Consider the following 22,423-nt stretch of genomic DNA (forward strand, 5'->3'; position numbering starts at 1 on the left):
TGTATCCGTGGGTTGCTTCGGTTTCGATTTATGTCAGCAAACGCTCGATGTCGAGAATGAATGCCAGACTCATCAAGGATAACAGAATGAATAAGCCGATTTGCTGAAAGAACGCTTGCGTCTGCTCCGACACGGGACTGCCTTTGACAGCCTCGACCAGATAAAACATGAGATGTCCGCCGTCGAGCACGGGAATCGGCAATAAATTCAACACGGCCAAGCTGACGCTGACAATGGCGAGAAACTTAAGAAATTGACTAAAGCCTATGCTCGCCGATTTTCCGGCATACTGAGCGATGCTGATCGGACCACTCAGGTTTTCGATGCCTGCTTTACCGACCAGCATCCGCCCGATCATTTTCAAAGTCAAAACGGAGTAATCGCCGGTTTTTTCTACTGCGGCCACAAACGCAGGAAGCACGCCGAGACGATACTCTACCTGCATTGCATCAATAAGGTGCTCGGGTATCTGAACTGCAGCGCCTATTCTCCCGATACGACCTTCTTCCGATTCAACCGGCGTCGGCGTTACCGAGCGAGACAAGCGCTCGCCACCGCGCTCCACGACGACTTCGAGCGAAGCGTTGGGATGGGCGCGCACATGATCCACCCACTCCCGCCATGTCCTAATCGGTCTGCCGTCCACACTTACCAGCCTATCGCCAGCCTGCAACCCGGCTCTCTCCGCCGCACCGCCCGGCTCGACCCTATCGATAATCGGCGGAATATCCGGCTCCCAAGGACGAATGCCCAGGCGCTGATACAATAAATTAGGCTGCTGTGCGAGTTCCTCCGGTACCGTCAGGGTTCGCTGCAGTTGTTCACCGCCCTTCGTCTTGACGTCGACGGGAATCGCTTCACCCTCCATGATTCGCTCCAGCAATTCGCCCATGGCTTGGTTCCAGGTAGGCGTCGCTTCACCTGCCACAGCCACAATCTCGTCGCCTTCTGAAAACCCGACCTGAGCCGCCAACGAGCCGCCGGCCACGGGTCCCAACACGGGGCGCATGCCGGTTTCGCCGATCATGAAAACCGCCCAGTAGACCAGAATCGCTAAAACGAAATTGAAGAACGGTCCTGCAAATACAATCGCTACGCGACGGATTAGAGGTTGACGGTTGAAAGCATAAGGCAGATCAGCCGGTGCTACCGCCCCCTCCCGTTCATCCACCATTTTCACATAGCCGCCCAAGGGAAGCGCCGCCACGGTGAATTCGGTACTATCAGGTGTTCTTTGATGACGCCAGAGAATCTTCCCGAACCCCAACGAAAACCGGATAACCTTAACTCCTAATTTCCGCGCGGCCCAAAAATGGCCCAACTCATGAAAGGCGATCAGGATTGTTAACGCTACGATGAAGTAAAAAAGCGTATGAAGGAGCGAAAACATGGGAGCGTTAATACACCGCTAGCCGATTGATATATGACTCGGCCGTCGAGCGAGCGATTCGGTCCGCATCGAGAACGGCATCGATTGTATTGGCGGGGCCCGGCACAATAGTCGCCATGCAATGCTTGATTGTCTCTGGAATATCCGTGAACCGTATCTTACGATCCAAGAACGACGAAACGGCCACTTCGTTCGCGGCATTTAGAATAGCCGGCATCGTTCCGGCTGCACGAACAGCTTGATAAGCCAAACTCAAACATGGAAAACGAGCTTCATCCGGTGCCTCGAAGTCCAATTGTCTGACACTGAATAGGTCCAGTGGTTCCGCCCCAGACTCGAATCGCTCCGGCCAAGCTAAGGCATGGGCGATGGGAATACGCATATCCGGGCTACCCATTTGCGCCAGCACCGTCCCGTCGACATAATCGACCAACGAATGAATGACGCTTTGCCGATGAATAACGACTTGAATGCGCTCAGGCAGCATGTTGAACAACAGGCATGCTTCGATCACTTCTAGCCCTTTGTTCATCATAGTAGCCGAATCGACCGAAATTTTCCGCCCCATAACCCAGTTGGGATGAGCCACGGCTTGATCCGGCGTTACGTCGTCCAACTCATCTAATGGCTTACGCAAAAAAGGACCGCCGGAAGCGGTAAGCAAAATCTGCCGGACGCCGGAAGCCGTCTGACCGGCGCAGTAATCTGCCGGCATGCACTGAAAAATGGCATTGTGCTCACTGTCGATCGGCAGCAGCTTGGCGCCCGACTTGGCAACCTCGGCCATGAAAAGCTGCCCCGACATCACCAGCGCCTCTTTGTTCGCCAAGAATACGGTCTTGCCGGCTCTTGCCGCCGCCAAAGTCGGCAAAAGCCCCGCCGCCCCGACAATAGCGGCCATGACGCCATCCACTTCAGGCAACATGGCCACCTCTTCCAGAGATTTCGTGCCGCTTAGCACTTCGGTATCCGGCAGCCCAGCAGCACAGAGCCGCCGTCTCAATTCTTCAGCCTGCCCTTCGCTACGGAGAACCACATATGAAGGTCGGAACTGCTGACATTGCTCATAAAGCCGGTCCAGATTGTTATTCGCGGTAAGCGCCACGACCCGGTAACGATCCGGATGCCGTGCAACCACATCGAGCGTGCTGACGCCAATGGATCCTGTCGAGCCAAGAATGCAAATGCCTTTCATCTTAATGGGCTCCCTTGTTCGAGGGAGATTTTTCTTCGTTTACGACGCCTTCTTCCACAAAACCTTCATCGTTTGTCCCCTCCTCGTCATGAGGCGTTATGTCTCCGGAACTTTCAGCAGGCAGCTCCTCGGGAATGACGATATTTGTTTCCAACTCCGCCGTCAAAAATACTCCGAGCAGCAACGAACCGGCATAAAAGATCGAAACTGCCGCCAGCAAGCTATCGATGCGATCGAGAATTCCACCGTGCCCCGGTAATACGGCGCCACTGTCCTTCACCCCGCGAACGCGCTTTGCTAGGCTTTCGAAAAGGTCACCGCATACTGACGCGGCCACTGTAAACAAAGACAGGAACACGAAATCGGCAAGGGCGATTGCTTCGAGCTTTGCGAATAGCCCTACCGCAATTGCCAGGACCGCCGCAGCGAACAAGGCCCCATAAACCCCTTCAACGGTCTTGCCGGGACTGATCGGTTCCAGCAACTTGGTATGGCCCCAGCGCTTGCCCACAAAATAAGCCGTCACATCGGCCGCCCAAACGAGAAATACCAGATAAAAAACCTGTTCCTGACGAAAATTCAAGCGCAGCCAGACCATCAAGATCCAACCGGTGATCAGCACGAATGCACCGGCGGCCAGTTTCGCAGCAAGCGGATACTGGATCTTGACCAAACGCTCAGGTATCCGACGGAACGCGATTCCCCACACGAACCACCAGGCCACTACGGGCCAGTAAAACCACTCAGGCAGTTCACCCGGTGCCCAGTCGATGGCGAAATACCGCGCAGCAAGCAGAAAAGCGAACACCACACCGACGAAACTGAGACGCGACGATAAGCTACCGAGACCGGAAAGATTCGCCCACTCCCAAGCGCCAGCTAAAATAATCGCGCCCCAAAACACCGCAAAACCGTCAGCGGGCAAGAATAAAATCGCGGCGATAATGAGCGGCGCCAGCACCAAAGCGGTAATGACTCGATTTTTCAGCATGACTGTCTCGTAAATAGCAAAATTAACGGGATTCGCTTGTCTTAGTGCAAACGTTTTCTGGAACCAGATCCTCGACTTGCTCGCTCGTATATCCGAAGCGGCGCTGTCGACTTGCGTAGTCGTTCAACGCGAGTTCGAGTGATTGTTCGTCGAAATCTGGCCACAAGGCAGGCGTGAAATAGAGTTCGGTGTAAGCCAGCTGCCACAACAAGAAATTGCTAATCCGCTGTTCGCCACCGGTGCGAATGAAAAGATCGGGCTCGGGCAGATCCGTCAGGGTCAACTGAGATTCAAAGACATCCGCGCTAATGTCTCCGGAACACAGCTCGCCTCGTGCGACCTTTTCGGCCAGCGCACGGGCAGCCTGCAAAATATCCCAGCGGCCGCCGTAATTAGCCGCGATGGTCAGGTTCAAATGGGTATTCGAACTGGTAAGCCTTTCGGCAGCCGAAATCTTTTCCTGCAGCGCGGGCGAAAACGCCGCCCGATCGCCGATCACCCGAAGCCGGACGCCATTTTCATGAAGCTTTTCGGTTTCCCGCTCCAAGGTTGTCAAAAACAGCTCCATGAGCAGAGACACCTCTTGCGGAGGACGCCGCCAGTTTTCGCTGCTGAAGGCGAACAGGGTGAGCGCCTCGATTCGGCGCTTCAGACAGTGTTCGATAACCTTTCGTACTGCCGAGACACCGGCGCGATGCCCAGCCGTACGCGGCAGAAAACGCTTTTTTGCCCAACGGCCATTACCATCCATAACGATGGCGATATGGCGGGGCAGCCGGTCATCATCGATAGGGACAGCGGGCACTTCCATATTTAGGTTCCGAACTGATCATCATTTTGGAAAACGAGATGCCCAACCGTTCCTGAGTGAAATCGGTTTCGCCGGGGGCACCATCGAATACTGGCTGATAATTATTGAAGAAAGAGCCGAATTTCGACACGACCGGAAGGGACCGATTAAATTGCCATTAAGTCCGCTTCCTTTTCGCTCAGCAAACCATCGACGTCTTTAATGTACTGATCGGTCAATTTTTGAACTTGCTCTTGACTGCGTCGCTCCTGGTCTTCCGAGATTTGCTTTTCCTTCAACGCAGCCTTGAGCTCATTATTGGCATCGCGCCGTATATTGCGAATCGCGACCCGGGCATTTTCGGCTTCGTGACGCACGACCTTGATCAGGTCGCGCCGCCGTTCTTCGGTAAGCGGCGGCATGGGGACACGGATTACCGAACCGGCAGTCGAGGGATTCAGCCCCAAATCGGACGTCATGATCGCCTTTTCGATAGCCTGAACCATACTGCGCTCCCATGGGGTCACGGTCAGTGTTCGGGCATCTTCGACAGCGACGTTGGCCGTTTGCGTTAACGGTACCTCGTTGCCGTAGTAAGACACCATGATGTGATCCAAGAGGCTGGGATGAGCTCGGCCGGTCCTTATCTTGGCAAACTCATGCTTGAGCGCCTCGATACTCTTCTTCATTCGTTCCGCAGTCCGTTTTTGAATATCGTCGATCATGGTTATCTACCGGTTTCAATTAAGGATCCAATATCTTCGCCCAGAACCACGCGCATGACGGCCCCGGGATCGAACACGTTCATCACCCTCAGCGGCATATTATGGTCGCGGCACAAAACCAGCGCCGTGGCATCCATTACATTAAGGCGTTGATCCAAGGCCTCGTCATAGGTCAGCCTCGAGTAAAACCGCGCATTGGAATCCTTGAGCGGATCCGCCGAATAAACCCCCTCCACTTTAGTGGCCTTAATCAGCAACTCGGCATTGATCTCGATCGCACGCAGGCTGGCTGCCGAATCCGTCGTGAAAAATGGATTGCCGGTACCCGCAGCAAAGATGACTACCCGCCCTTTCTCAAGGTGTCGGACTGCACGACGCCTGATGTAATCCTCGCAAACCTGATTGATTTTCAAAGCCGACATGACGCGGACCGGCTGCCCGAGTTTTTCAAGGGCGTCCTGCATAGCAAGGGCATTCAGGACTGTGGCCAGCATACCCATGTAATCGCCGGTAACCCGATCCAAGCCTTCTGATGCCTTTTCCGAGCCACGTATGATGTTGCCGCCCCCAATGACCAGCCCCACCTGGACACCGATCTGACACAAATCATTTATTTCGTGCGCTAGACGCTTAATCGTTTGTGGGTCGATACCACTTCCCTGTTCACCCATAAGCGCTTCGCCGCTTAACTTCAGCAGAATTCGGGTGTATTTAGGCGCGCTCATCGGTTCAAATTCTGTGTTGTCGATTGGTTATCCGCAAACCCCTGACGGGTCGCCGTGCAAAGCACTCCGCCAGAGGTTTACTCACGAAAGTTTAACTGTTTCTTACTTGTGCCATCACTTCTTCGGCGAAATTGCTTTCTACCTTTTCTATGCCTTCGCCAACCTCGAATCGTACAAAGCGACCTACGCTAGCTCCTCGGCTACTCAGCAACTTACCGACAGTCTGATCGGGATCTTTGACGAAAGGTTGACCGAGCAAGGTAACTTCCCCCAGGAATTTCTTGATCTTGCCCTCTACCATTTTCTCGACGATATTAGCAGGCTTCCCTTCGGCTTCAGCCTGCGCCTTGGCGATATCCCGCTCCTTGGCGACCGTTTCGGCAGGCACGCCTTTTTCGTCCACGCACAAGGGTTTGCTAGCCGCGACGTGCATGGCAATATCCCGACCCAACTCCTGATCACCGCCGACCAACTCGACAAGAACACCGATCCGGGTTCCGTGCAAATAACTCGCGATATTACCGCTTTCCGATGTAATGCTCTCGAACCGCCGCACATTGATATTCTCGCCGATTTTGGCAACCATAGCCCGGCGCGTTTCCTCCACGCTGGATCCCGAGGACGGCATCACAGTAGCGAGCAATTCGTCGAGCGAACTAGCTGTCGAATCCAATGCGGTTTGCACGACGTTATTGACGAACTCTACGAAATCATCGCCCTTGGCGACGAAATCGGTCTCGCAGTTGATTTCCACGATGACCGCACGCTTACCATCGGCACTCGTTTTCGTAGAAATACGGCCTTCGGCGGCAGTGCGGCCAGACTTCTTGTCTGCTTTCGCGAGACCCGCTTTCCGCATCAACTCAACTGCGGCTTCCATATCACCGTTGGCATCCTGCAACGCCTTCTTGCATTCCATCATCCCCGAACCGGTGCGTTCGCGGAGCTCCTTCACCATTGCGGCACTGATATTCATTGACCGAACCTCATCATTAATTGCTTATCATCGCTATTCAAGCATTTACGCTTATAAAAACGCCCCCTGATGGAGGCGTTTTGAGCGTATCAACGCATTCAGGCACGAAAAACGCATGCCTTACTCGGCATATGCGCTAGCCGCTTCCGCAGCGGAATCCGAACTCGTCTCGGTATTTGACTCCATCTCCACAAATTCGTCTTCCCCTCCGGCAAAATCGAGACTGTGCGCCTTGCCTTGCAGGATGGCTGTCGCGGCGCTCTGCGCATACAGCTGAACAGCACGAATGGAGTCGTCGTTGCCCGGTATGACATAGTCGATGCCGACCGGGCTGTTGTTGGTATCGACAATGCCGACGACCGGAATGCCCAGCTTTTTCGCTTCGCTGATGGCATTCTTTTCATAGCCTACATCCATAATGAACAACACCTCCGGAAGCCGGTCCATATCCCGAATCCCGCCCAAACTATGCTCCAACTTCTCCAACTCGCGCATCATGCCGAGCGCTTCCTTCTTGTTGAACCGCTGCAAGCGACCGTCGTCCCGCATCGCTTCAAGCTCTTTCATGCGAGCGATAGATTGTTTGATGGTCTTGAAATTGGTGAGCATTCCGCCCAACCAGCGATAATTCACATAAGGCATACCACAGCGCTTGGCTTCATCTTCGATGACCTTGCGGGTGGTTCTCTTGGTGCCGACGAAAAGAACTCTGCCTCTGTTGGCCGCCTGCTGTTCGAGGTATTTCATGGCCTCATTGAACAGAGGTATAGTCTTTTCCAGATTGATGATATGGATGTTGCTCCGCGCGCCGAAAATATACGGAGCCATCTTGGGATTCCAATAGCGCGTCTGGTGACCGAAATGTACGCCGGCCTCCAGCATTTGGCGCATGGTTACATTGGACATTCAAATCTCCTAATAGAGCTGAGCCGGATTGAACCGGCGATGGGTTGAGCCTCCACGCACCCCAACCGGCGACCAAATCACGGGGATGTGGCACCCCGCCGGACGTGACGATACGTGTGTGTTATTGCCAAAAATAGCAGCGCTTTATACCATAACCTGCTTTATTCAACAATCCGACCCTTTTCCCGCATCCTCGCTCGACCGAGCGCCACACGAACCAACGAATCTCGCGATGAGCATCATCCTGAAAACGCCTGCCGAAATTGAGAAAATGCGTGTCGCGGGCCGACTCGCTGCACAAGTATTGGAAATGATTGAGCCATTCGTGGTTCCCGGGGTAACGACTGAAGAACTGGATCAAATTTGCCACGACTACATTGTCGATGTGCAAAAAGCCATTCCCGCTCCCCTGAATTACAAGGGATTTCCCAAATCCATCTGCACCTCGGTGAACCATCAGGTATGCCACGGCATACCAGGTCCGAAGAAACTGAAAAGCGGCGATATCGTCAACATCGACATCACCGTAATTAAGGACGGCTATCACGGCGACACCAGTAAAATGTTTCTGGTCGGTGAAGTGCCCATACGAGCCAAACGCCTGGTGAAGATCTGTCAGGAGGCCATGTATCTGGGAATTCAGCAAGTACGTCCTGGCGCGCGGTTGGGCGATATCGGCTTTGCCATTCAGCGTCATGCGGAGTCCCACGGCTATTCCGTCGTGCAAGAGTTCTGCGGGCACGGTATCGGCCGGAACTTTCATGAAGACCCCCAGGTGCTCCACTACGGCAAATCTAATACCGGAATAATGCTGGAACCGGGTATGATTTTCACCGTCGAACCCATGATCAACTTGGGCAAACGCTACGTGAAAATACTTCCCGACGGATGGACCGCTGTAACTAAAGACCACAGCCTGTCCGCACAGTGGGAGCACACGGTTTTAGTTACGGCGGATGGCTACGAAATCCTCACCCTGCGTCAAGAAGAGGCACACGCGATTGAAAACGGCCGACTTAAACTCGCCGCGTTATGACGATATCCTTTCGTCCGCCGAGCGCATCAGGTCGCTTAGAGAACATATCCAACAGAATAATGCGGAGCTAACCGAGCGCTTTCACGCCGGCATACCAGCCGCCGAACTGATTCAGGCGCGCTCCGATTTCATCGATGAACTGCTCGGAGCCTGCTGGAATCATTTCCTCGGATCCGACGCCGAACAGCTCGCACTTATTGCGGTAGGGGGCTATGGCCGACGCGAGCTGCACCCTTACTCCGATATCGATGTTTTGATTCTCCTCGATTTTCACCACAGCGGCGCGAATCGAGCCGAAGAACCGCCCTACCGGCAAGGCTTGGCCGATTTCTTCAATTTGCTGTGGGACATTGGCCTCAAGCCCGCTCACAGCGTCCGTACGATCGAAGAGTGCGTGGAACAGGCCCGGCAAGATGTGACGGTCATCACCAATCTCATGGAATCCCGACTGCTCCATGGTTCCTCGGCGTTGTTCAAGGAGCTGTGGGCGCGTATCGGCCCCGAACATCTCTGGTCCTCGCGAGAGTTCTTCGAAGCCAAGATGGCTGAACAAGCCGCACGCTATGCCAAATACCACGACACGGCCTACAACCTGGAGCCTAATATCAAAGAGGGCCCGGGCGGTCTCCGGGATATCCAAATCATCGGATGGATTATCAAGCGCCATTACAATGCGTCGAATCTGAACGATCTGCTCCTGCACGGCTGGCTAACCGAAGCGGAGCACGGCGAGCTCATGCAAGCGCAGCATTTCCTCTGGCAGCTCCGTTTCGCCTTGCACACGTTGACCGGGCGTTGCGAAGATCGCCTGCTGTTCGAGTATCAAAAGGAGCTGGCCCTACAGTTCGGATATCAGGATCCGGACGTCAACCAAGCGGTCGAGCAATTCATGCAGCGCTATTTCCGCACCGTCATGGGACTGGAGCGGCTGAACGAAATGCTATTGCAACTGTTCAAGGAAGCCGCACTGCATCGCGATGAAGATGCCGTAATCCTCCCGATCAACAGAAACTTTCAGGCGGTCAACAACTACATCGAGGCACTGCACCCGAACGTTTTTCGGGAACAGCCTCTTGCCCTGCTGCAAATATTTCTCCTATTGCAGCAAAACGCCAGCTTGTTAGGCATACGCGCCGCGACCATCCGGCTCATTCGCCAACATCTCTACCTGATCGACGAGAATTTCCGCAACGATCCGGAAGCTTGCCGGCTTTTTATGGAAATCCTGCGCCAACCGGGAGGCATCACGCATCAACTGCGGAGGATGAACCGCTACGGCATTCTGGCCGCGTATCTCCCGGCTTTCGGCCGCGTCGTCGGCCGCATGCAGTATGATCTCTTCCACGTTTACACCGTGGACGAACATACGCTCTTCGTAGTACGCAACCTCAGACGATTCGCTCTAGAAAAGCACAGAGCCGAGCATCCCCTCTGCAATGAAATTTTTCAGATCATCGAAAGACCGGAGCTTCTATACATTGCCGGCTTAATGCACGACATCGCCAAAGGTAGCGGCGGCGATCATTCCGTCATCGGCGCGGACATTGCCGAGGGTTTTTGCCAACGCCACGGCATAAGCCGTCGGGACACCGACCTGGTCAAGTGGCTGGTTCAGAACCATTTGCTCATGTCCATGACAGCTCAGCGCAAGGATATCAGCGATCCAGACGTCATTCATGAGTTCGCCACCGCCATCGGCAACCAAGACACGCTGAATTATCTATATCTCTTGACCGTGGCCGACATTCGCGCCACCAACCCGAACCTGTGGAACTCGTGGAAAGACGCCCTGCTCAAGGAACTGTATCTCACGACGCGGTGGACATTCCGACGAGGACTCACAAAACCGCTGGAACAAGAAGAAAAGATCAATGCGGTCAAAGCGGAAAGCCTTGCTCTGCTGAGGCGCTTAGGCATCAGCGACCGAACCATCGAAAAAGTCTGGCAGATGGTTAACGACGAATATTTTCTGCGCTATTTGGCGGAGGAAATCGCCTGGCATACCGTGGCCATCAGCGCCTGCAAGCCGGGAGACTTACCCCTGGTCCTGTTGCGCCCGGTCAGCCAGCGGGGGAGCGCGGAAATTTTCCTGTATGCGAAAGACCAGGATTTCATATTCGCTTACAGTACGGCGGTTTTGGACCAACTCGGATTGACCGTCTTCGACGCCAAGATCATCACTTCCGCCGATGGCTATGTGTTGAACAGCTATCACGTCCTCGAGCAGACTGGAGAACCGATCAACGATCACCTGCGGCAGGCCCAGATTTGCAGCCGATTGCGGGCATGCCTGCTACAACCGAGCTGCACACCGCTACGCGTCCATCGGCGCGAACCGCGGGAAATAAAACATTTCACGGTACCCACTCAAATTTATTTTCACGACGACCCGCAGAACCGTTATTCGATTCTGGAATTGGTCGCCACCGACCGCCCTGGGCTTTTGTCGAAGGTCGGCCAAGCGTTCAGGGAATGTGACGTGCGCCTCTATAATGCAAAAATTTCCACCATCGGCAGCAGAGCCGAAGACATTTTCTATATCACCGACCATCGCGATCATCCGCTAAACAGCGAACTCCAGAAGCGCCAATTGAGCGAAGCGATCATCGCGCTGGTGGGAACAAATTAAACGTTTTTCCGCATCCGTTTCAGATATAGCGGAGTCCGCAACCCCGTTTTTTCGTCAAAGACTCGTGCTATGCTTGCGGCGACCGATCAATGGGTCGTACCTTTTGGAAGCCATGTTTCCAAGCCTAATCGGAGGATAAAGCCATGCCGACGGTTGCAGATCCGCTGCTCGAAAACTGGTATCAAGATGCCGAGACCGGACGATCGTTTCGTGTTGTCGCATTGGACGAGGAAAACGACGCCATCGAAATCCAGTATCTCAACGGCGATCTCGGCGAATTTGACTTTGCCTCTTGGTACGAATCGCCTTTTGCGCCTATAGAGCCCCCCGAAGACTGGAGCGCTCCTTTCGATGACGTGGAAATCGATGACCTCGGTTACACCGATCCGGATTTGCATGAACCGGATCAGCGGGATCTCACCTTGGACGACTTTCTAAACGAAGAAGACGAGCATTGATTTTCGCTTGGCTTGACTCGCCTCGTCGCCGCCCGAACGATCACGATGCGGGAAATGCGCTGTATCGCTCGATGAATCCGAACGTTTCGGCTACGGGCTTGCAGGTTAGATGTCCCTGGTAAGTGTTTACGGCCTTGGCAAACCCTGGATTTTCGCGAAACGCCGTCAAGCCCTGATTGGCTAACTGGAGGACATAGGGAAAGCTGGCCTCGGTTAAAGCGATCGTCGATGTCCGGGGATAAGCGCCGGGCATGTTGGTCACGCAGTAATGGATGACGCCGTGCTTCTCGTAAACGGGTTCTGAATGAGTAGTGGGCCGCGAAGTTTCCACGCAGCCGCCCTGATCGATGCTGACGTCGACGATCACGGAACCGGGCTGCATCGATCCGACCATTTTCTCGGTCACCACGTAGTCTGCCTTGGCCCCGTGCCGCAATACCGCGCCGACGACTAAATCGGCTTCACATATACGGCGTGCAATGACGTCCGGCTCGGAAGCAAAAAACTCGAGTTCCCCTGAAATTTCGCGCTGCATCCGCTCGCCCTTGGCCTTGTCGATGCCTGCAACAGAAACCTGAGCCCCAAGCCCCCACGCCGTCTGCGCGGCGTGAAAAGCCACGACCCCGTCGCCTACGATCAACACCCTTCCGTGTCTCGCGCCCAGAACCTTGCCGAGCTGCACCCCTCTACCGCCATTGAACTCGGCCAGATAATAAGCACCGACCAGTGCCGCCATATTACCCGCGACCGCGCTCATGGGAGCGAGAATCGGCAATCGACCGGATCTGTCCTCCAAGGTTTCGTATGCCACCGCCATAGTGCGGCGTTCCAGTAAGATCTCAGTGAGCGAGCGAGGAGCCCCCGCAAGATGGAAGAAGGTAAACACGATCTGATTTCGGAGAAAAAGGTACTCCGGTTCTATCGGCTCTTTGACCTTGAGAACCAAGTCCGAATTCCATGCGTCCTCGACGCCGCAAATACGAGCGCCCATCCGAACGTATTCCTCATCCTTAAATCCGGAACCGAGCCCCGCATTCGTTTCGATCAAAACTTCGTGCCCCGCCTCGACAAGTATCGATGCTTGATGCGGCGTCAGCGCGACGCGGTTTTCGTTATTCTTGATTTCTTTAGGTACCCCGATTCTCATAGCAGTATGCAGCTCTACAGACTTGAAACTTATGAACGATTGTATACGTTCGGAGGAACCAGGCCATCCTCAGAACGACTCGAGCTTATTCTCTAGTCTAACCGTAGTCGACGCTTTGGCGTGTAACCCAGAGCCACATACTCTGTCGAGCGATCAGTCAGCAAAAACAATTATCGAGGCCGACATCTCCGCGATTCTAAAGTGAACATCAGAGCCCGGCTGAATCGGCCTCAATATCGTAGCGAGGCGGAGGTTTGTGCCTCCGCCCCGATGCAGACAATCTTGTTCGCGCTTTGCCACGCGAATCCAAGACCGGAAGGTCTGGTCCCCGAGATCGCTCACCGGCGCCATTCGGCAACCAGCTTAAGGCATTCCCGGCGCCACTGGCACTCGAATTCTTTGCACTCCATGCGATCCTCGGACAAAAAACATGCGGCTTTACCCCTGGCTCGCTGGATAGCCCACACGAGTTGTTTTTCTGTACGGAAATATTCGAGGTCTCGGATACCCTCATGGCGGGCTAAATTCAATAGCTCTGCAGCGATCATCAATCTCTCCTTGGTTTCAGATGCATAAAAACAGCGCGACTACGCGTCTCAACTTCCTTGGAACGAACTTATCGATTAATTGAAAGCCCCTAATTCTCCTTTTTAGCCTGTGAAAAACATTCTTCTCGCCATAAACAACCATGCTGATCGCAGGCAGCATCGCGAGCCGTACCGAAGCAGTCGAAGTTTCCTTCGACAATCTGGATCTTTCGGATCAGATCCCGCTTGTTCATGCGGCCTGGAACCAAGCCCATACGTTTGGCGATCTCCCGAACTTCATCGACACGCATAACGAACCTCCTCCGGAAATCGATTAATTCTGAGATACGAAGTTGATGATTGCATTACAAGGACCAAACCAGCCTTAAGGAAATCCAGCCATCAAGCGTCTCAGGACTTTTCAAGCAACATGCGTGCCGCAAAATCGGCCGCCCCGATCAACCCAGTGTGAAAATTCAAGGCAACACGGACCGGGACAGCGCAGAGAAACTCTGAAAGCCGGCCTTTAGCACAAAAACCTTGCATGAAATGGCCGTCCTGTAGTGCGGGCAGAATCTTTGGCGCAATGCCGCCGCCGACCAGCACGCCGCCGGTAGCGAAACACCTCAAGGCCAAGTTGCCGGCCTCCGCACCAAAAATGCGCGCGAACAGGGCCAGAGTTCCCCGACACAGCGCATCTCCCCGATGCAAGGCATGCGTGGTGATTTCCCGTGCGGGGTCCTCCGCCCTGTTTATCGCGCCGGCCAATTCGGGCGATTCGGGCGCATAGTTTATGTCGCGTAGATACTCGTAGACATTGACGATTCCCGGTCCGGACAAAATCCGTTCATAACTCACATGCCCTCCGAACTTGTTTCGAAGATATACAAGCAAGCCGTCTTCCATGGTGTTGTTGGACGCAAAATCCCCATGCCCGCCTTCGGTTGCCAATGCATGATAGAGATGACCATCCCAGTACAATACGGCCTGGCCGAGCCCGGTACCGGCTGCGATGACCGCCCGGTTGCCGGTTGCGGGCACTGCACGGGGATTCAGCTCGACCCACTCGTCAGACCGCAGCCAAAGCAAACCTAAGGCCATGGCCTGAAGGTCGTTCAGCAATTTCACCTTGGAGATGCCCAGCAGGGGCATCAGGCGCCTCTCGTCAATCAACCAGGGTAGATTGGTGGTTTGACAGCGGCCGTCGACGACGGGGCCCGCGACTCCGAAGCAAGCGGCGTCCAGCGGTTCGCTCTGATCCCTCAAGAAATCTTTAACGATGTCCTCGAACGAGCCATATCCCGCACTCGGATAGGTCTCCTCCCTCAATATTGATGCGGGCAGTCCTTCCAGCCCCCCGTCGTACAAAGCCAGGATCGTTTTCGTTCCACCCACGTCGCCCGCTAGTAGCATGACGGCCCTCCCTGTCTCTTAGGAGAGATCAATAAAATCGGTATTCCTGAAACGTGCTCACCCTCCCCTTCTTGTCGAAGAGCAGCACGGCGAACGGATCCTTTTTCCCGCCCATTTCCATTCCGGGCGTACCCACAGGCATGCCGGGAACAGCTAATCCCGCCGCTTCGGGCTTGGCTTGCAGCAACTTCTGGACATCCGCAGCGGGAACATGGCCTTCGACTACGTAACCGTTGACCAGCGCGGTATGGCAGGATTGCAAATTCTCCGGCACTCCCAGTTCTTTCTTGATCCTGTCCATATCGTTGGATTTGATATCGCGCACGGCAAAGCCATGTTTTTTCATGTGCTCCAGCCATTTTCCGCAGCAGCCGCAAGTGGGGCTGCGATAAACGGTCATTTCCACCGGGTTCTCGAGGACCGGTACGCCTTTGTCCCATACGCTCTCTTCGGCACGGATCGAAAACGGCGACAGAACTACCGTTAGTAGCATCAAACGCAAAAATTTCATTGATCACTCCAGGTTTAAAACGTTTCCCCGTTCAAAGTGGCGACCACCGAGCGCGACCCAGCAAGATCACGGTGCTCGCCCAAATAGATGCCCTGCCAGGTGCCTAACAGCAATCGCCCGTCGCCGACCGGAACGGTTACGCTGGAACCCATCAGACAGGATTTGATGTGGGCCGGCATATCGTCCTCCCCCTCCAAGGTATGGGTGTAATGAGCCGAGCCGTCGGGTGCCAGACTTCTCAGGTGAGTTTCCAGGTCGCGCCGCACGCTCGGGTCGGCGTTTTCATTGAGAACCAACGACGCGGAGGTATGCTGAATGAAAAAATGAGCGATACCGATGCGAAATTTCCTCAATTCAGGCAAAAGCCCCAGCAATTCTTCGGTGATTAGGTGAAAACCGCGCGCTCGCGGTTTCAACGCGATTCGTTTTTGTAGCCACATTTTGGCGTATCGGATTATCTGCTTTATGAATTTTATTAATCAGGCCCGTAAATACCCTCCTGGTATTTCGGGCCGCCGCCCAGGCCGGTGTACACGCCCGGCCTGGGCTCACGCGGCTTGTCGCCGCGCCGGGGCATCCCTGCCCCGGATTTACCCGGCCTATATTTATAGGCCGGGTAAATAATTATGGTTTCACCATAGCCAATCCGTCATACGGCGTAAATACGCGTTTTCCTGACTTGATTAAAACGTCGAGAACACGGCGGCGGACTCCGAACGGTCAAAACACTTTCACCGCCGTGGCTTTAAAACTGACCCAAACTTCCTTCCCCAGTTCCAAACCAAGGACTTGCAGCGACTCGAGTGTAATCCGGGCGTTAAGTTTCTCGCCGATATCGATGGTAATCCTCGCCCGCCCCGCCTCTTCCGCGATCATGATGATACGGCCGCGAAACGAATTACGGAGACTGGAATTCAGAGGTTCCGGGGAGAGCACGATCTCCTCGGGATCGACGGAGAGATGCGATCCCTGATCCAGCGCACGCGGCACCTGTATCGCCAGCTTGCCGGTGTCGAACACGCCGTTTCGTAGCGCTCCGCGAAACAAATTGACGAGCGGCGCCCCGACCGATCTTCCGGCGAAAAGGCTGATGGACTCGTCGGCGAGCGCGATACCCTGCACCTGCTCATGGGTGCTGAACACCACCGTGTTCCCACTTTGCCGCGCATAATTCGAGAGCACCTGCTCGACCAAGCGCACATTACTTTGATCGAGATACGTAAATGGCTCGTCGAACAACAGCACTTCGGGTGCCGGAGCCAGCGCTCTCGCCAAGGCAACCCTCTGTTTCTCGCCTCCGGAAAGCGCCCTGACGGATCGCTTTTCGAATCCGGCAAGTCCCACTCGCTCCATTGCATCCATCGCACTTCGGTGCCGCTGTTCCTTTCCGATACCGCGCAGCCTCAGTCCCAACTCCACGTTATCCATCACGCTACCCTGAAGCAGATAAGGACTTTGCGCCACCAACCCGACGCGGCGCCGAAGTGCCAGAACGTCCTCTCGCCTGACCGGCTGACCGAAAAAATACATTTCGCCGGCATCCGGATGAATCAGAAAAGCGAGCAGCTCGAGAAGCGTGCTCTTACCGGCGCCGTTCGGACCGATCAGCGCCGTAATCCGGCCGGCGGAGATCGCCAGATGATCGATGGTCAACGCCGGCTTATCCCCATAAGCAAAAACCACGTGCTCCAGCCAATACGCTCGCTTCAACCGGCACTCCGGTCCGCAGATTGCAGTAGCCAATTCACCGAAAACGCGACCAGCAGCAACATCATGCCCAAAGCCAAACCGAGCTCGAACTCGCCTTTACTCGTCTCCAGCGCGATGGCGGTCGTCATGGTACGGGTAAGCCCCTGGATGTTTCCGCCCAACATCATCGCCGTTCCCACTTCTCCGATGGCTCGCCCGAAACCGGCCGCAACCGCCACCAACAGGGCCAAGCGGGTTTCCGACAATACCAGCCCGAACTGCTGCGCCGGGCTGGCGCCTAAAGAGCGCAACGTAGGCAGCAGACGCGGATCGGCGGATTCGACGGCGGTCATCGCAAGATTCATGATGAGCGGAAAAATCAGCACCGCCTCGCCTATGATGACGGCCGTCGGGGTGTACAAAAGAGCGAACTCGCCCAACGGCCCGCGACGGCTGAACAACCCGTAAAAAATCAGGCCGATCATAACCGTCGGCATCGCCATCAAGGCGTTCAAGCTCCGCCGCAGGAGCCGCTTTCCCTTAAATTCAATAGATGCGGACCAGACGCCGGCCGGAACCGCGAGAAGCGCTGCGCAAACGGTTGCGGTAAGCGAGATCTCGAGCGATGTCCAGACGATTCGGTAAACCTCGGGATCGAACTGAAAGATTAGACGGAGCGCGGCAAAAAAAGAATCGACAAAGTAGTCCATGAAGGAATAACAGGAGCGGCAGGACCGAATTTTGCGAAAACACGAAAGAACAAGCAAGTTTTCCGGTCGCTCTGTTCTCGCGCTCAAAAAATCGACCTGCACGATTCAATCTTCGCTGACGGCCCGTGCTGGCTGACGATACAATAGAATCATTTCTCATTTGGACGTATTCCATCCATCATGCGCACTAGCCAATTTCCGCTCAACACCATCAAAGAAACCCCGGCCGATGCCGAAATCGTCAGCCATAAGCTGATGCTGCGCGCCGGTCTGATCCGCAAGCTAGCCGCCGGTCTTTATACGTGGCTCCCTCTGGGGCTGCGCGTACTCCGCAAGGTGGAAAACATAGTCCGCGAGGAAATGGATCGCAGCGGCGCTTTGGAAGTGCTCATGCCGGCGGTGCAACCCGCGGAGCTCTGGCAGGAATCGGGGCGCTGGGATGTGTTCGGCCCGGAACTCTGCCGATTCAAGGATCGCCACGAGCGCGATTTCTGCCTAGGTCCCACTCACGAGGAAATCATCACCGATCTGGTCCGCAGCGAAATCAAAAGCTACAAGCAGTTGCCGGTCAACTTTTACCAGATTCAAACGAAATTCCGGGACGAGATCCGCCCGCGGTTCGGCGTCATGCGGGCTCGCGAATTCCTGATGAAGGATGCCTACTCTTTCCATCTCGACAAGGACTCCTTGCAGGAAACCTACGACCGGATGTACGAGACTTACTCCCGTATCTTCGAACGGCTGGGACTGCGATTCCGTGCGGTGCTGGCCGATACCGGCGCTATCGGCGGGAGCATGTCCCATGAGTTTCACGTGCTGGCCGATTCCGGCGAGGATGCCATCGCCTTTTCCGACCGGAGCGATTATGCCGCCAATATCGAGATGGCCGAAGCTATCGCTCCCGCCGAAGCGCGTGCGCCTGCGAGCCGTCCCATGGAGAAGATCGCTACCCCTGGCAAGACCAGTATTGCCGAGGTAGCGGAATTCCTGAACGTCCCTGCTGAAAAAATCGTCAAGGCCATCGCCGTGATGATCGGCAAGCGCGACCTCGATAGGGAGTGGGAAGAGTTTTGCCTGTTACTGCTGCGGGGCGATCATGAGCTCAACGAAGTGAAGGCCGGAAAGATCCTCGGCAGTTTCCGCTTTGCCACCGACGATGAAATCGAGCAGCACATGGGCTCTCGGGCGGGCTACATCGGCCCGGTCCAAATGCCCGGCGCGAAAGGAGCCATAAACGTCATCGCCGATCGCCCCGTTCCGGCCATGAGCGATTTCGTCTGCGGCGCCAACGAGAAGGGGTTCCATCTGATCGGCGTCAACTGGGACCGAGACCAACCGGCGCCCCGACATGTCCACGACCTCCGCAAGGTGACGGAAGGCGATCCTAGCCCGGACGGCAAAGGAAATCTCCGCATCGCACGCGGCATCGAAGTCGGGCATGTCTTCCAGCTCGGCACCAAATACAGCGAAGCGATGCAGGCCACGGTGCTCAACGAAGAAGGAAAAAACCAGGCGCTGATCATGGGCTGCTACGGCATAGGCGTGTCACGCGTGGTCGCCGCCGCCATCGAGCAGAACCACGACGAACGGGGAATCGTCTGGCCCGAAGCGCTCGCACCGTTCCAGGTCGCTCTCGCGCCGATCAACATGCACACATCGGAACGGGCGCAGGAGGTTGCCGAGCATCTGTACCGCTCTCTTCGGAACGAAGGGATCGAAGTCTTGTTCGACGACCGAAAGGTTCGTCCCGGCGTCATGTTCGCCGACTTGGAACTGATCGGCATTCCGCATCGGGTGGTCGTCAGCGAGCGCCTGCTCGAATCGAATCAGGCGGAATACAAGGGGCGACGGGATGCCGAAGCGATCCAAATTCCGCTGGAGGAAGTCGTGCCGTTCATTCGGGCACGGCTAAACGGCATCGGTTAGCCGCAGTCCGGCGTCCAGCTGCGGGACGCCGGACCGTCCATCCACAGTTTGCGCGGTTTGATCGCGCAAGTTGGAACCGCCCTCGCATGCCCTTATACTATGGCCCCGCTTTTTAAGCGGTAAGGCGCTGAACTTTGGAACCGAACAGTCCGGCATGAATCCTCATCTGCAAAAACTACAGCCCTACCCGTTCGAAAAGCTGTCCGAACTCAAGCAAGGAATTACTCCGCCGGGCGACAAACCTCATATCGCGCTCTCGATAGGCGAGCCCAAGCATCCGACGCCCCACTTCATTGCCGAAAGCCTGATCGCGCACCTTCACGGGCTGGCCAATTACCCGGCCACCAAGGGGCTCTTGGAACTGCGCCGAACCATCGCGGACTGGCTGTCGCACCGGTTTTCCCTGCCTCCGGCGAGCGTGGACCCGGAACGCCACGTACTGCCCTGCAACGGGACCCGCGAGGCGCTGTTCTCGTTCGCTCAGTGTGTCATCGATGCCGCCGAGCAACCGCTGGTATTGATGCCCAACCCGTTCTATCAGATCTACGAAGGCGCAGCCCTGCTGGGCGGTGCGGAACCCTATTTTCTCAATACGACACGAGAAACTGGCTATCTGCCGGACTTCGAATCGGTGCCGGACAAGATTTGGGAACGTTGCCAGCTGATTTACATCTGCTCGCCCGGCAATCCCTCAGGCTCCGTCATTAGCGCCGAGACGCATAGAGCGCTCATCAATCTGTCCGAGCGCCATGATTTCATCATCGCTTCGGATGAGTGTTATTCCGAGATTTATCTTGACGAATCGGTTCCGCCTCCAAGCTTGCTGCAGTCTGCCCATGACATGGGCAATACGGAATTCAAGCGCTGCGTCGTGTTTCATAGCCTCTCCAAGCGTTCCAACGCGCCGGGACTGCGGTCCGGTTTCGTTGCCGGGGATGCCGATATCCTCAAGCAGTACCAGAGGTATCGCACCTATCACGGCTGCGCGCTCTCGCTGCCGGTTCAGCACGCGAGCATCAAAGCCTGGCAAGATGAAAAGCATGTCACGGAAAGCCGAGCGGCGTATCGGCGGAAGTTCTCCGCAGTCCACGACGTTCTGAAGGACCATCTGGACCTGTCGATACCGCCAGGCGGCTTCTATCTCTGGCCCGATGTCCACCGCGATGATTGCCAATTCGCGCAGGATCTTTATGCGCGGCAAAATCTGACCGTGCTGCCCGGCAGTTTTCTGTCCCGCGAAGCGCATGGGATCAATCCCGGCCAAAATCATGTCCGGATAGCCTTGGTCGCCCCTCTGGAGGAATGCGTGGAGGCTGCCCACCGCATTCGAGAGTTTATTCAATCCATGTAAATCGAAAAGTAAAGCCATGTCCCTAGAAAACATCATCAATGAAGCCTTTGAAGACCGAGCCCAGCTCACTCCGACCTCGACCAGCGCGGTGATCCGTGAAGCCGTTCAGGAAGCCTTGACGTTGCTGGACAGCGGACGCGCCCGTGTCGCCGAAAAGAAAAACGGGGATTGGGTCGTCAATCAATGGCTCAAGAAAGCCGTGCTGCTGTCTTTCCGGATCTCCGACAACCGCATCATGGAAGGCGGCGAGACGAAATATTTCGACAAGGTCGAACCGAAATTCGGCGGCTTCAGGCCGGAACACTTTGCCGCCATGAGCGCCCGCGTGGTGCCGCCGGCGACCGTCCGGCGCGGCGCCTACATCGGCCCCGGTGTCGTGCTGATGCCGTCGTTCGTCAACATCGGCGCTTACGTCGATTCCGGCACGATGGTCGACACCTGGGCGACGGTGGGCTCCTGCGCCCAGATCGGCAAGAACGTGCACCTGTCCGGCGGCGTCGGTATCGGCGGTGTACTGGAACCCTTGCAGGCTGCGCCCACCATCATCGAGGACAACTGCTTCATCGGTGCGCGCTCGGAGATCGTCGAAGGGGTGATCGTCGAAGAAGGTTCGGTCATCTCCATGGGTGTCTACATCGGCCAGAGTACCAAGATCTACAACCGAATGACCGGCGAGATCACTTACGGACGCGTACCGGCCGGCTCGGTGGTGGTATCCGGAAACCTGCCCGCGAAGGATGGAAGCCATAGTCTTTATTGCGCAGTCATCATCAAGCAGGTGGACGAAAAAACCCGCAGTAAAGTCGGTATCAACGAACTGCTACGCGATTGATCGAATTCCGAGACGCGCAAATCCATTCGGGAGAGTTCCATCCCAACTACGAGGTAATACCATGAAGAAGAGCCTGTTTTTGACTTTCGCCCTGTTGTTTTCGGCAAATGTTTTCGCCTCCACGGACCATTACATCCGTCGTGAGGGCGATCATGTCCAGCATCTTAAAATCCGCAAATTCGGAGACGACATCAAGGTGACCATGGACGTGGATTTCGAGCCCACCGGTTCGGCCGAGGAAGGCCGTAGATCGTGCTCCGCGGAAATTTCAGGCGAAGCCAAGGCAGTCAGCGAAAACGAGATCGTGCTGAAAAAACAGGCAGAAGGCGAAGCTCACTATTGCGCGCTGAGGATTTTGCTGTCCAATGACGGTGCCAAGGTCGAGCAATCGCCGGACTGTAAATATTTCGTCGCAGGCATCTGCCATTTCGACAGCGAAGGGCGAGAACTGATCAAGGTTAAATAAACGGGTTGGTTGTCCTCGAAAATGCGAAGC

Annotated in this window: 23 protein-coding genes; 7 read left to right on the top strand and 16 right to left on the bottom strand. The window is 55.4% G+C overall.

The annotated features are described in order from the left end of the window. Positions 1 to 28 precede the first annotated feature (28 nt). The 8 genes from rseP to rpsB form a co-directional block, all read right to left on the bottom strand. On the bottom strand, positions 29 to 1,390 hold the full coding sequence (gene rseP / locus ACR2R1_RS10680) for an RIP metalloprotease RseP (protein WP_434114093.1): 1,362 nt from the start codon (positions 1,388 to 1,390) through the stop codon (positions 29 to 31). Positions 1,391 to 1,397: 7 nt separating this feature from the next. Then, positions 1,398 to 2,585 (bottom strand): 1-deoxy-D-xylulose-5-phosphate reductoisomerase, encoded by a 1,188-nt coding sequence (ispC, locus tag ACR2R1_RS10685; protein WP_434114096.1) that lies wholly within the window; start codon positions 2,583 to 2,585, stop codon positions 1,398 to 1,400. A gap of 1 nt (position 2,586) precedes the next feature. Beyond that, a complete protein-coding gene (locus ACR2R1_RS10690; RefSeq protein WP_434114237.1) occupies positions 2,587 to 3,546 on the bottom strand; it encodes a phosphatidate cytidylyltransferase in 960 nt (319 codons plus the stop codon). Between the two features lie 52 nt (positions 3,547 to 3,598). Then, positions 3,599 to 4,387, bottom strand: a complete 789-nt coding sequence (uppS, locus tag ACR2R1_RS10695; RefSeq protein ID WP_077731262.1) for a polyprenyl diphosphate synthase — start codon at positions 4,385 to 4,387, stop codon at positions 3,599 to 3,601. Positions 4,388 to 4,533: 146 nt separating this feature from the next. Next, entirely contained in the window at positions 4,534 to 5,091 is a 558-nt protein-coding gene (gene frr, locus ACR2R1_RS10700) for a ribosome recycling factor (protein WP_077731263.1), read from the bottom strand. A 2-nt stretch (positions 5,092 to 5,093) separates the two neighbouring features. After that, a complete protein-coding gene (gene pyrH, locus ACR2R1_RS10705; RefSeq protein WP_077731264.1) occupies positions 5,094 to 5,816 on the bottom strand; it encodes a UMP kinase in 723 nt (240 codons plus the stop codon). 91 nt (positions 5,817 to 5,907) lie between these two features. Further along, on the bottom strand, positions 5,908 to 6,792 hold the full coding sequence (gene tsf, locus ACR2R1_RS10710) for a translation elongation factor Ts (protein WP_077731265.1): 885 nt from the start codon (positions 6,790 to 6,792) through the stop codon (positions 5,908 to 5,910). A gap of 120 nt (positions 6,793 to 6,912) precedes the next feature. After that, positions 6,913 to 7,698, bottom strand: coding sequence for a 30S ribosomal protein S2 (rpsB, locus tag ACR2R1_RS10715; protein ID WP_077731266.1), 786 nt, complete (start codon positions 7,696 to 7,698; stop codon positions 6,913 to 6,915). Positions 7,699 to 7,930: 232 nt separating this feature from the next. Here rpsB and map point away from each other — a divergent pair, with 232 nt between their 5' ends. The 3 genes from map to ACR2R1_RS10730 all read left to right on the top strand — a co-directional run bounded on the left by map (position 7,931) and on the right by ACR2R1_RS10730 (position 11,821). Beyond that, positions 7,931 to 8,734, top strand: coding sequence for a type I methionyl aminopeptidase (gene map / locus ACR2R1_RS10720; RefSeq protein WP_077731267.1), 804 nt, complete (start codon positions 7,931 to 7,933; stop codon positions 8,732 to 8,734). Then, entirely contained in the window at positions 8,700 to 11,363 is a 2,664-nt protein-coding gene (gene glnD, locus ACR2R1_RS10725; RefSeq protein ID WP_347257228.1) for a [protein-PII] uridylyltransferase, read from the top strand. Before map ends, glnD begins: the two co-directional genes overlap by 35 nt. 143 nt (positions 11,364 to 11,506) lie before the next feature. Then, positions 11,507 to 11,821: a DUF6763 family protein gene (locus ACR2R1_RS10730; RefSeq protein ID WP_077731269.1), complete on the top strand. Its 315-nt coding sequence runs from the start codon at positions 11,507 to 11,509 to the stop codon at positions 11,819 to 11,821. Between the two features lie 40 nt (positions 11,822 to 11,861). Here the strand turns inward: ACR2R1_RS10730 and ald are convergent, their stop codons facing one another. The 8 genes from ald to ACR2R1_RS10770 all read right to left on the bottom strand — a co-directional run bounded on the left by ald (position 11,862) and on the right by ACR2R1_RS10770 (position 17,818). Further along, positions 11,862 to 12,968, bottom strand: a complete 1,107-nt coding sequence (ald, locus tag ACR2R1_RS10735; RefSeq protein WP_077731270.1) for an alanine dehydrogenase — start codon at positions 12,966 to 12,968, stop codon at positions 11,862 to 11,864. A 338-nt stretch (positions 12,969 to 13,306) separates the two neighbouring features. Beyond that, positions 13,307 to 13,516: a hypothetical protein gene (locus ACR2R1_RS10740; protein WP_077731272.1), complete on the bottom strand. Its 210-nt coding sequence runs from the start codon at positions 13,514 to 13,516 to the stop codon at positions 13,307 to 13,309. An 89-nt stretch (positions 13,517 to 13,605) separates the two neighbouring features. Then, the gene (locus tag ACR2R1_RS10745; protein ID WP_077731273.1) at positions 13,606 to 13,806 is read right to left on the bottom strand and encodes a Rho termination factor N-terminal domain-containing protein; all 201 of its coding nucleotides are present in this window, start codon (positions 13,804 to 13,806) and stop codon (positions 13,606 to 13,608) included. Between the two features lie 100 nt (positions 13,807 to 13,906). Continuing rightward, positions 13,907 to 14,908, bottom strand: coding sequence for a glucokinase (gene glk / locus ACR2R1_RS10750; protein WP_434114100.1), 1,002 nt, complete (start codon positions 14,906 to 14,908; stop codon positions 13,907 to 13,909). Between the two features lie 28 nt (positions 14,909 to 14,936). Next, on the bottom strand, positions 14,937 to 15,419 hold the full coding sequence (locus tag ACR2R1_RS10755) for a DUF411 domain-containing protein (protein WP_434114103.1): 483 nt from the start codon (positions 15,417 to 15,419) through the stop codon (positions 14,937 to 14,939). Between the two features lie 14 nt (positions 15,420 to 15,433). Further along, positions 15,434 to 15,859, bottom strand: a complete 426-nt coding sequence (locus tag ACR2R1_RS10760) for a secondary thiamine-phosphate synthase enzyme YjbQ (protein WP_077731275.1) — start codon at positions 15,857 to 15,859, stop codon at positions 15,434 to 15,436. Between the two features lie 280 nt (positions 15,860 to 16,139). Next, positions 16,140 to 17,129, bottom strand: a complete 990-nt coding sequence (locus ACR2R1_RS10765; protein WP_434114106.1) for an ABC transporter ATP-binding protein — start codon at positions 17,127 to 17,129, stop codon at positions 16,140 to 16,142. Further along, positions 17,126 to 17,818, bottom strand: coding sequence for an ABC transporter permease (locus ACR2R1_RS10770; protein WP_434114109.1), 693 nt, complete (start codon positions 17,816 to 17,818; stop codon positions 17,126 to 17,128). Before ACR2R1_RS10770 ends, ACR2R1_RS10765 begins: the two co-directional genes overlap by 4 nt. Before the next feature lie 180 nt (positions 17,819 to 17,998). On the opposite strand from ACR2R1_RS10770, the gene ACR2R1_RS10775 reads away from it, so the two are divergent. The 4 genes from ACR2R1_RS10775 to ACR2R1_RS10790 all read left to right on the top strand — a co-directional run bounded on the left by ACR2R1_RS10775 (position 17,999) and on the right by ACR2R1_RS10790 (position 22,393). Next, on the top strand, positions 17,999 to 19,744 hold the full coding sequence (locus ACR2R1_RS10775) for a proline--tRNA ligase (RefSeq protein WP_434114111.1): 1,746 nt from the start codon (positions 17,999 to 18,001) through the stop codon (positions 19,742 to 19,744). A gap of 154 nt (positions 19,745 to 19,898) precedes the next feature. Beyond that, the gene (dapC, locus tag ACR2R1_RS10780) at positions 19,899 to 21,095 is read left to right on the top strand and encodes a succinyldiaminopimelate transaminase (protein ID WP_434114113.1); all 1,197 of its coding nucleotides are present in this window, start codon (positions 19,899 to 19,901) and stop codon (positions 21,093 to 21,095) included. A gap of 16 nt (positions 21,096 to 21,111) precedes the next feature. Continuing rightward, a complete protein-coding gene (dapD, locus tag ACR2R1_RS10785) occupies positions 21,112 to 21,927 on the top strand; it encodes a 2,3,4,5-tetrahydropyridine-2,6-dicarboxylate N-succinyltransferase (protein ID WP_434114115.1) in 816 nt (271 codons plus the stop codon). 61 nt (positions 21,928 to 21,988) lie between these two features. After that, positions 21,989 to 22,393 carry a hypothetical protein gene (locus tag ACR2R1_RS10790; RefSeq protein WP_133717899.1) on the top strand — a complete coding sequence of 135 codons (405 nt, stop codon included), beginning with the start codon at positions 21,989 to 21,991 and terminating at the stop codon, positions 22,391 to 22,393. Positions 22,394 to 22,423: the final 30 nt, after the last annotated feature.

Source organism: Methylocaldum sp. GT1TLB, from assembly GCF_051027445.1.
In the GTDB taxonomy this organism is placed as follows: Bacteria; Pseudomonadota; Gammaproteobacteria; order Methylococcales; family Methylococcaceae; genus Methylocaldum.

Bases quoted from the DNA above. Each gene is read 5' to 3' on its own strand.
- rpsB (WP_077731266.1), bottom strand. From the start codon at position 7,698: ATGTCCAATGTAACCATGCGCCAAATGCTGGAGGCCGGCGTACATTTC.
- ACR2R1_RS10775 (WP_434114111.1), top strand. From the start codon at position 17,999: ATGCGCACTAGCCAATTTCCGCTCAACACCATCAAAGAAACCCCGGCC.
- ACR2R1_RS10740 (WP_077731272.1), bottom strand. From the start codon at position 13,516: ATGATCGCTGCAGAGCTATTGAATTTAGCCCGCCATGAGGGTATCCGA.
- glk (WP_434114100.1), bottom strand. From the start codon at position 14,908: ATGCTACTAGCGGGCGACGTGGGTGGAACGAAAACGATCCTGGCTTTG.
- ispC (WP_434114096.1), bottom strand. From the start codon at position 2,585: ATGAAAGGCATTTGCATTCTTGGCTCGACAGGATCCATTGGCGTCAGC.
- ACR2R1_RS10730 (WP_077731269.1), top strand. From the start codon at position 11,507: ATGCCGACGGTTGCAGATCCGCTGCTCGAAAACTGGTATCAAGATGCC.
- ald (WP_077731270.1), bottom strand. From the start codon at position 12,968: ATGAGAATCGGGGTACCTAAAGAAATCAAGAATAACGAAAACCGCGTC.
- dapC (WP_434114113.1), top strand. From the start codon at position 19,899: ATGAATCCTCATCTGCAAAAACTACAGCCCTACCCGTTCGAAAAGCTG.
- frr (WP_077731263.1), bottom strand. From the start codon at position 5,091: ATGATCGACGATATTCAAAAACGGACTGCGGAACGAATGAAGAAGAGT.
- dapD (WP_434114115.1), top strand. From the start codon at position 21,112: ATGTCCCTAGAAAACATCATCAATGAAGCCTTTGAAGACCGAGCCCAG.
- map (WP_077731267.1), top strand. From the start codon at position 7,931: ATGAGCATCATCCTGAAAACGCCTGCCGAAATTGAGAAAATGCGTGTC.
- pyrH (WP_077731264.1), bottom strand. From the start codon at position 5,816: ATGAGCGCGCCTAAATACACCCGAATTCTGCTGAAGTTAAGCGGCGAA.
- ACR2R1_RS10760 (WP_077731275.1), bottom strand. From the start codon at position 15,859: ATGTGGCTACAAAAACGAATCGCGTTGAAACCGCGAGCGCGCGGTTTT.
- rseP (WP_434114093.1), bottom strand. From the start codon at position 1,390: ATGTTTTCGCTCCTTCATACGCTTTTTTACTTCATCGTAGCGTTAACA.
- ACR2R1_RS10745 (WP_077731273.1), bottom strand. From the start codon at position 13,806: ATGCGTGTCGATGAAGTTCGGGAGATCGCCAAACGTATGGGCTTGGTT.
- uppS (WP_077731262.1), bottom strand. From the start codon at position 4,387: ATGGAAGTGCCCGCTGTCCCTATCGATGATGACCGGCTGCCCCGCCAT.
- ACR2R1_RS10770 (WP_434114109.1), bottom strand. From the start codon at position 17,818: ATGGACTACTTTGTCGATTCTTTTTTTGCCGCGCTCCGTCTAATCTTT.
- ACR2R1_RS10790 (WP_133717899.1), top strand. From the start codon at position 21,989: ATGAAGAAGAGCCTGTTTTTGACTTTCGCCCTGTTGTTTTCGGCAAAT.
- ACR2R1_RS10755 (WP_434114103.1), bottom strand. From the start codon at position 15,419: ATGAAATTTTTGCGTTTGATGCTACTAACGGTAGTTCTGTCGCCGTTT.
- tsf (WP_077731265.1), bottom strand. From the start codon at position 6,792: ATGAATATCAGTGCCGCAATGGTGAAGGAGCTCCGCGAACGCACCGGT.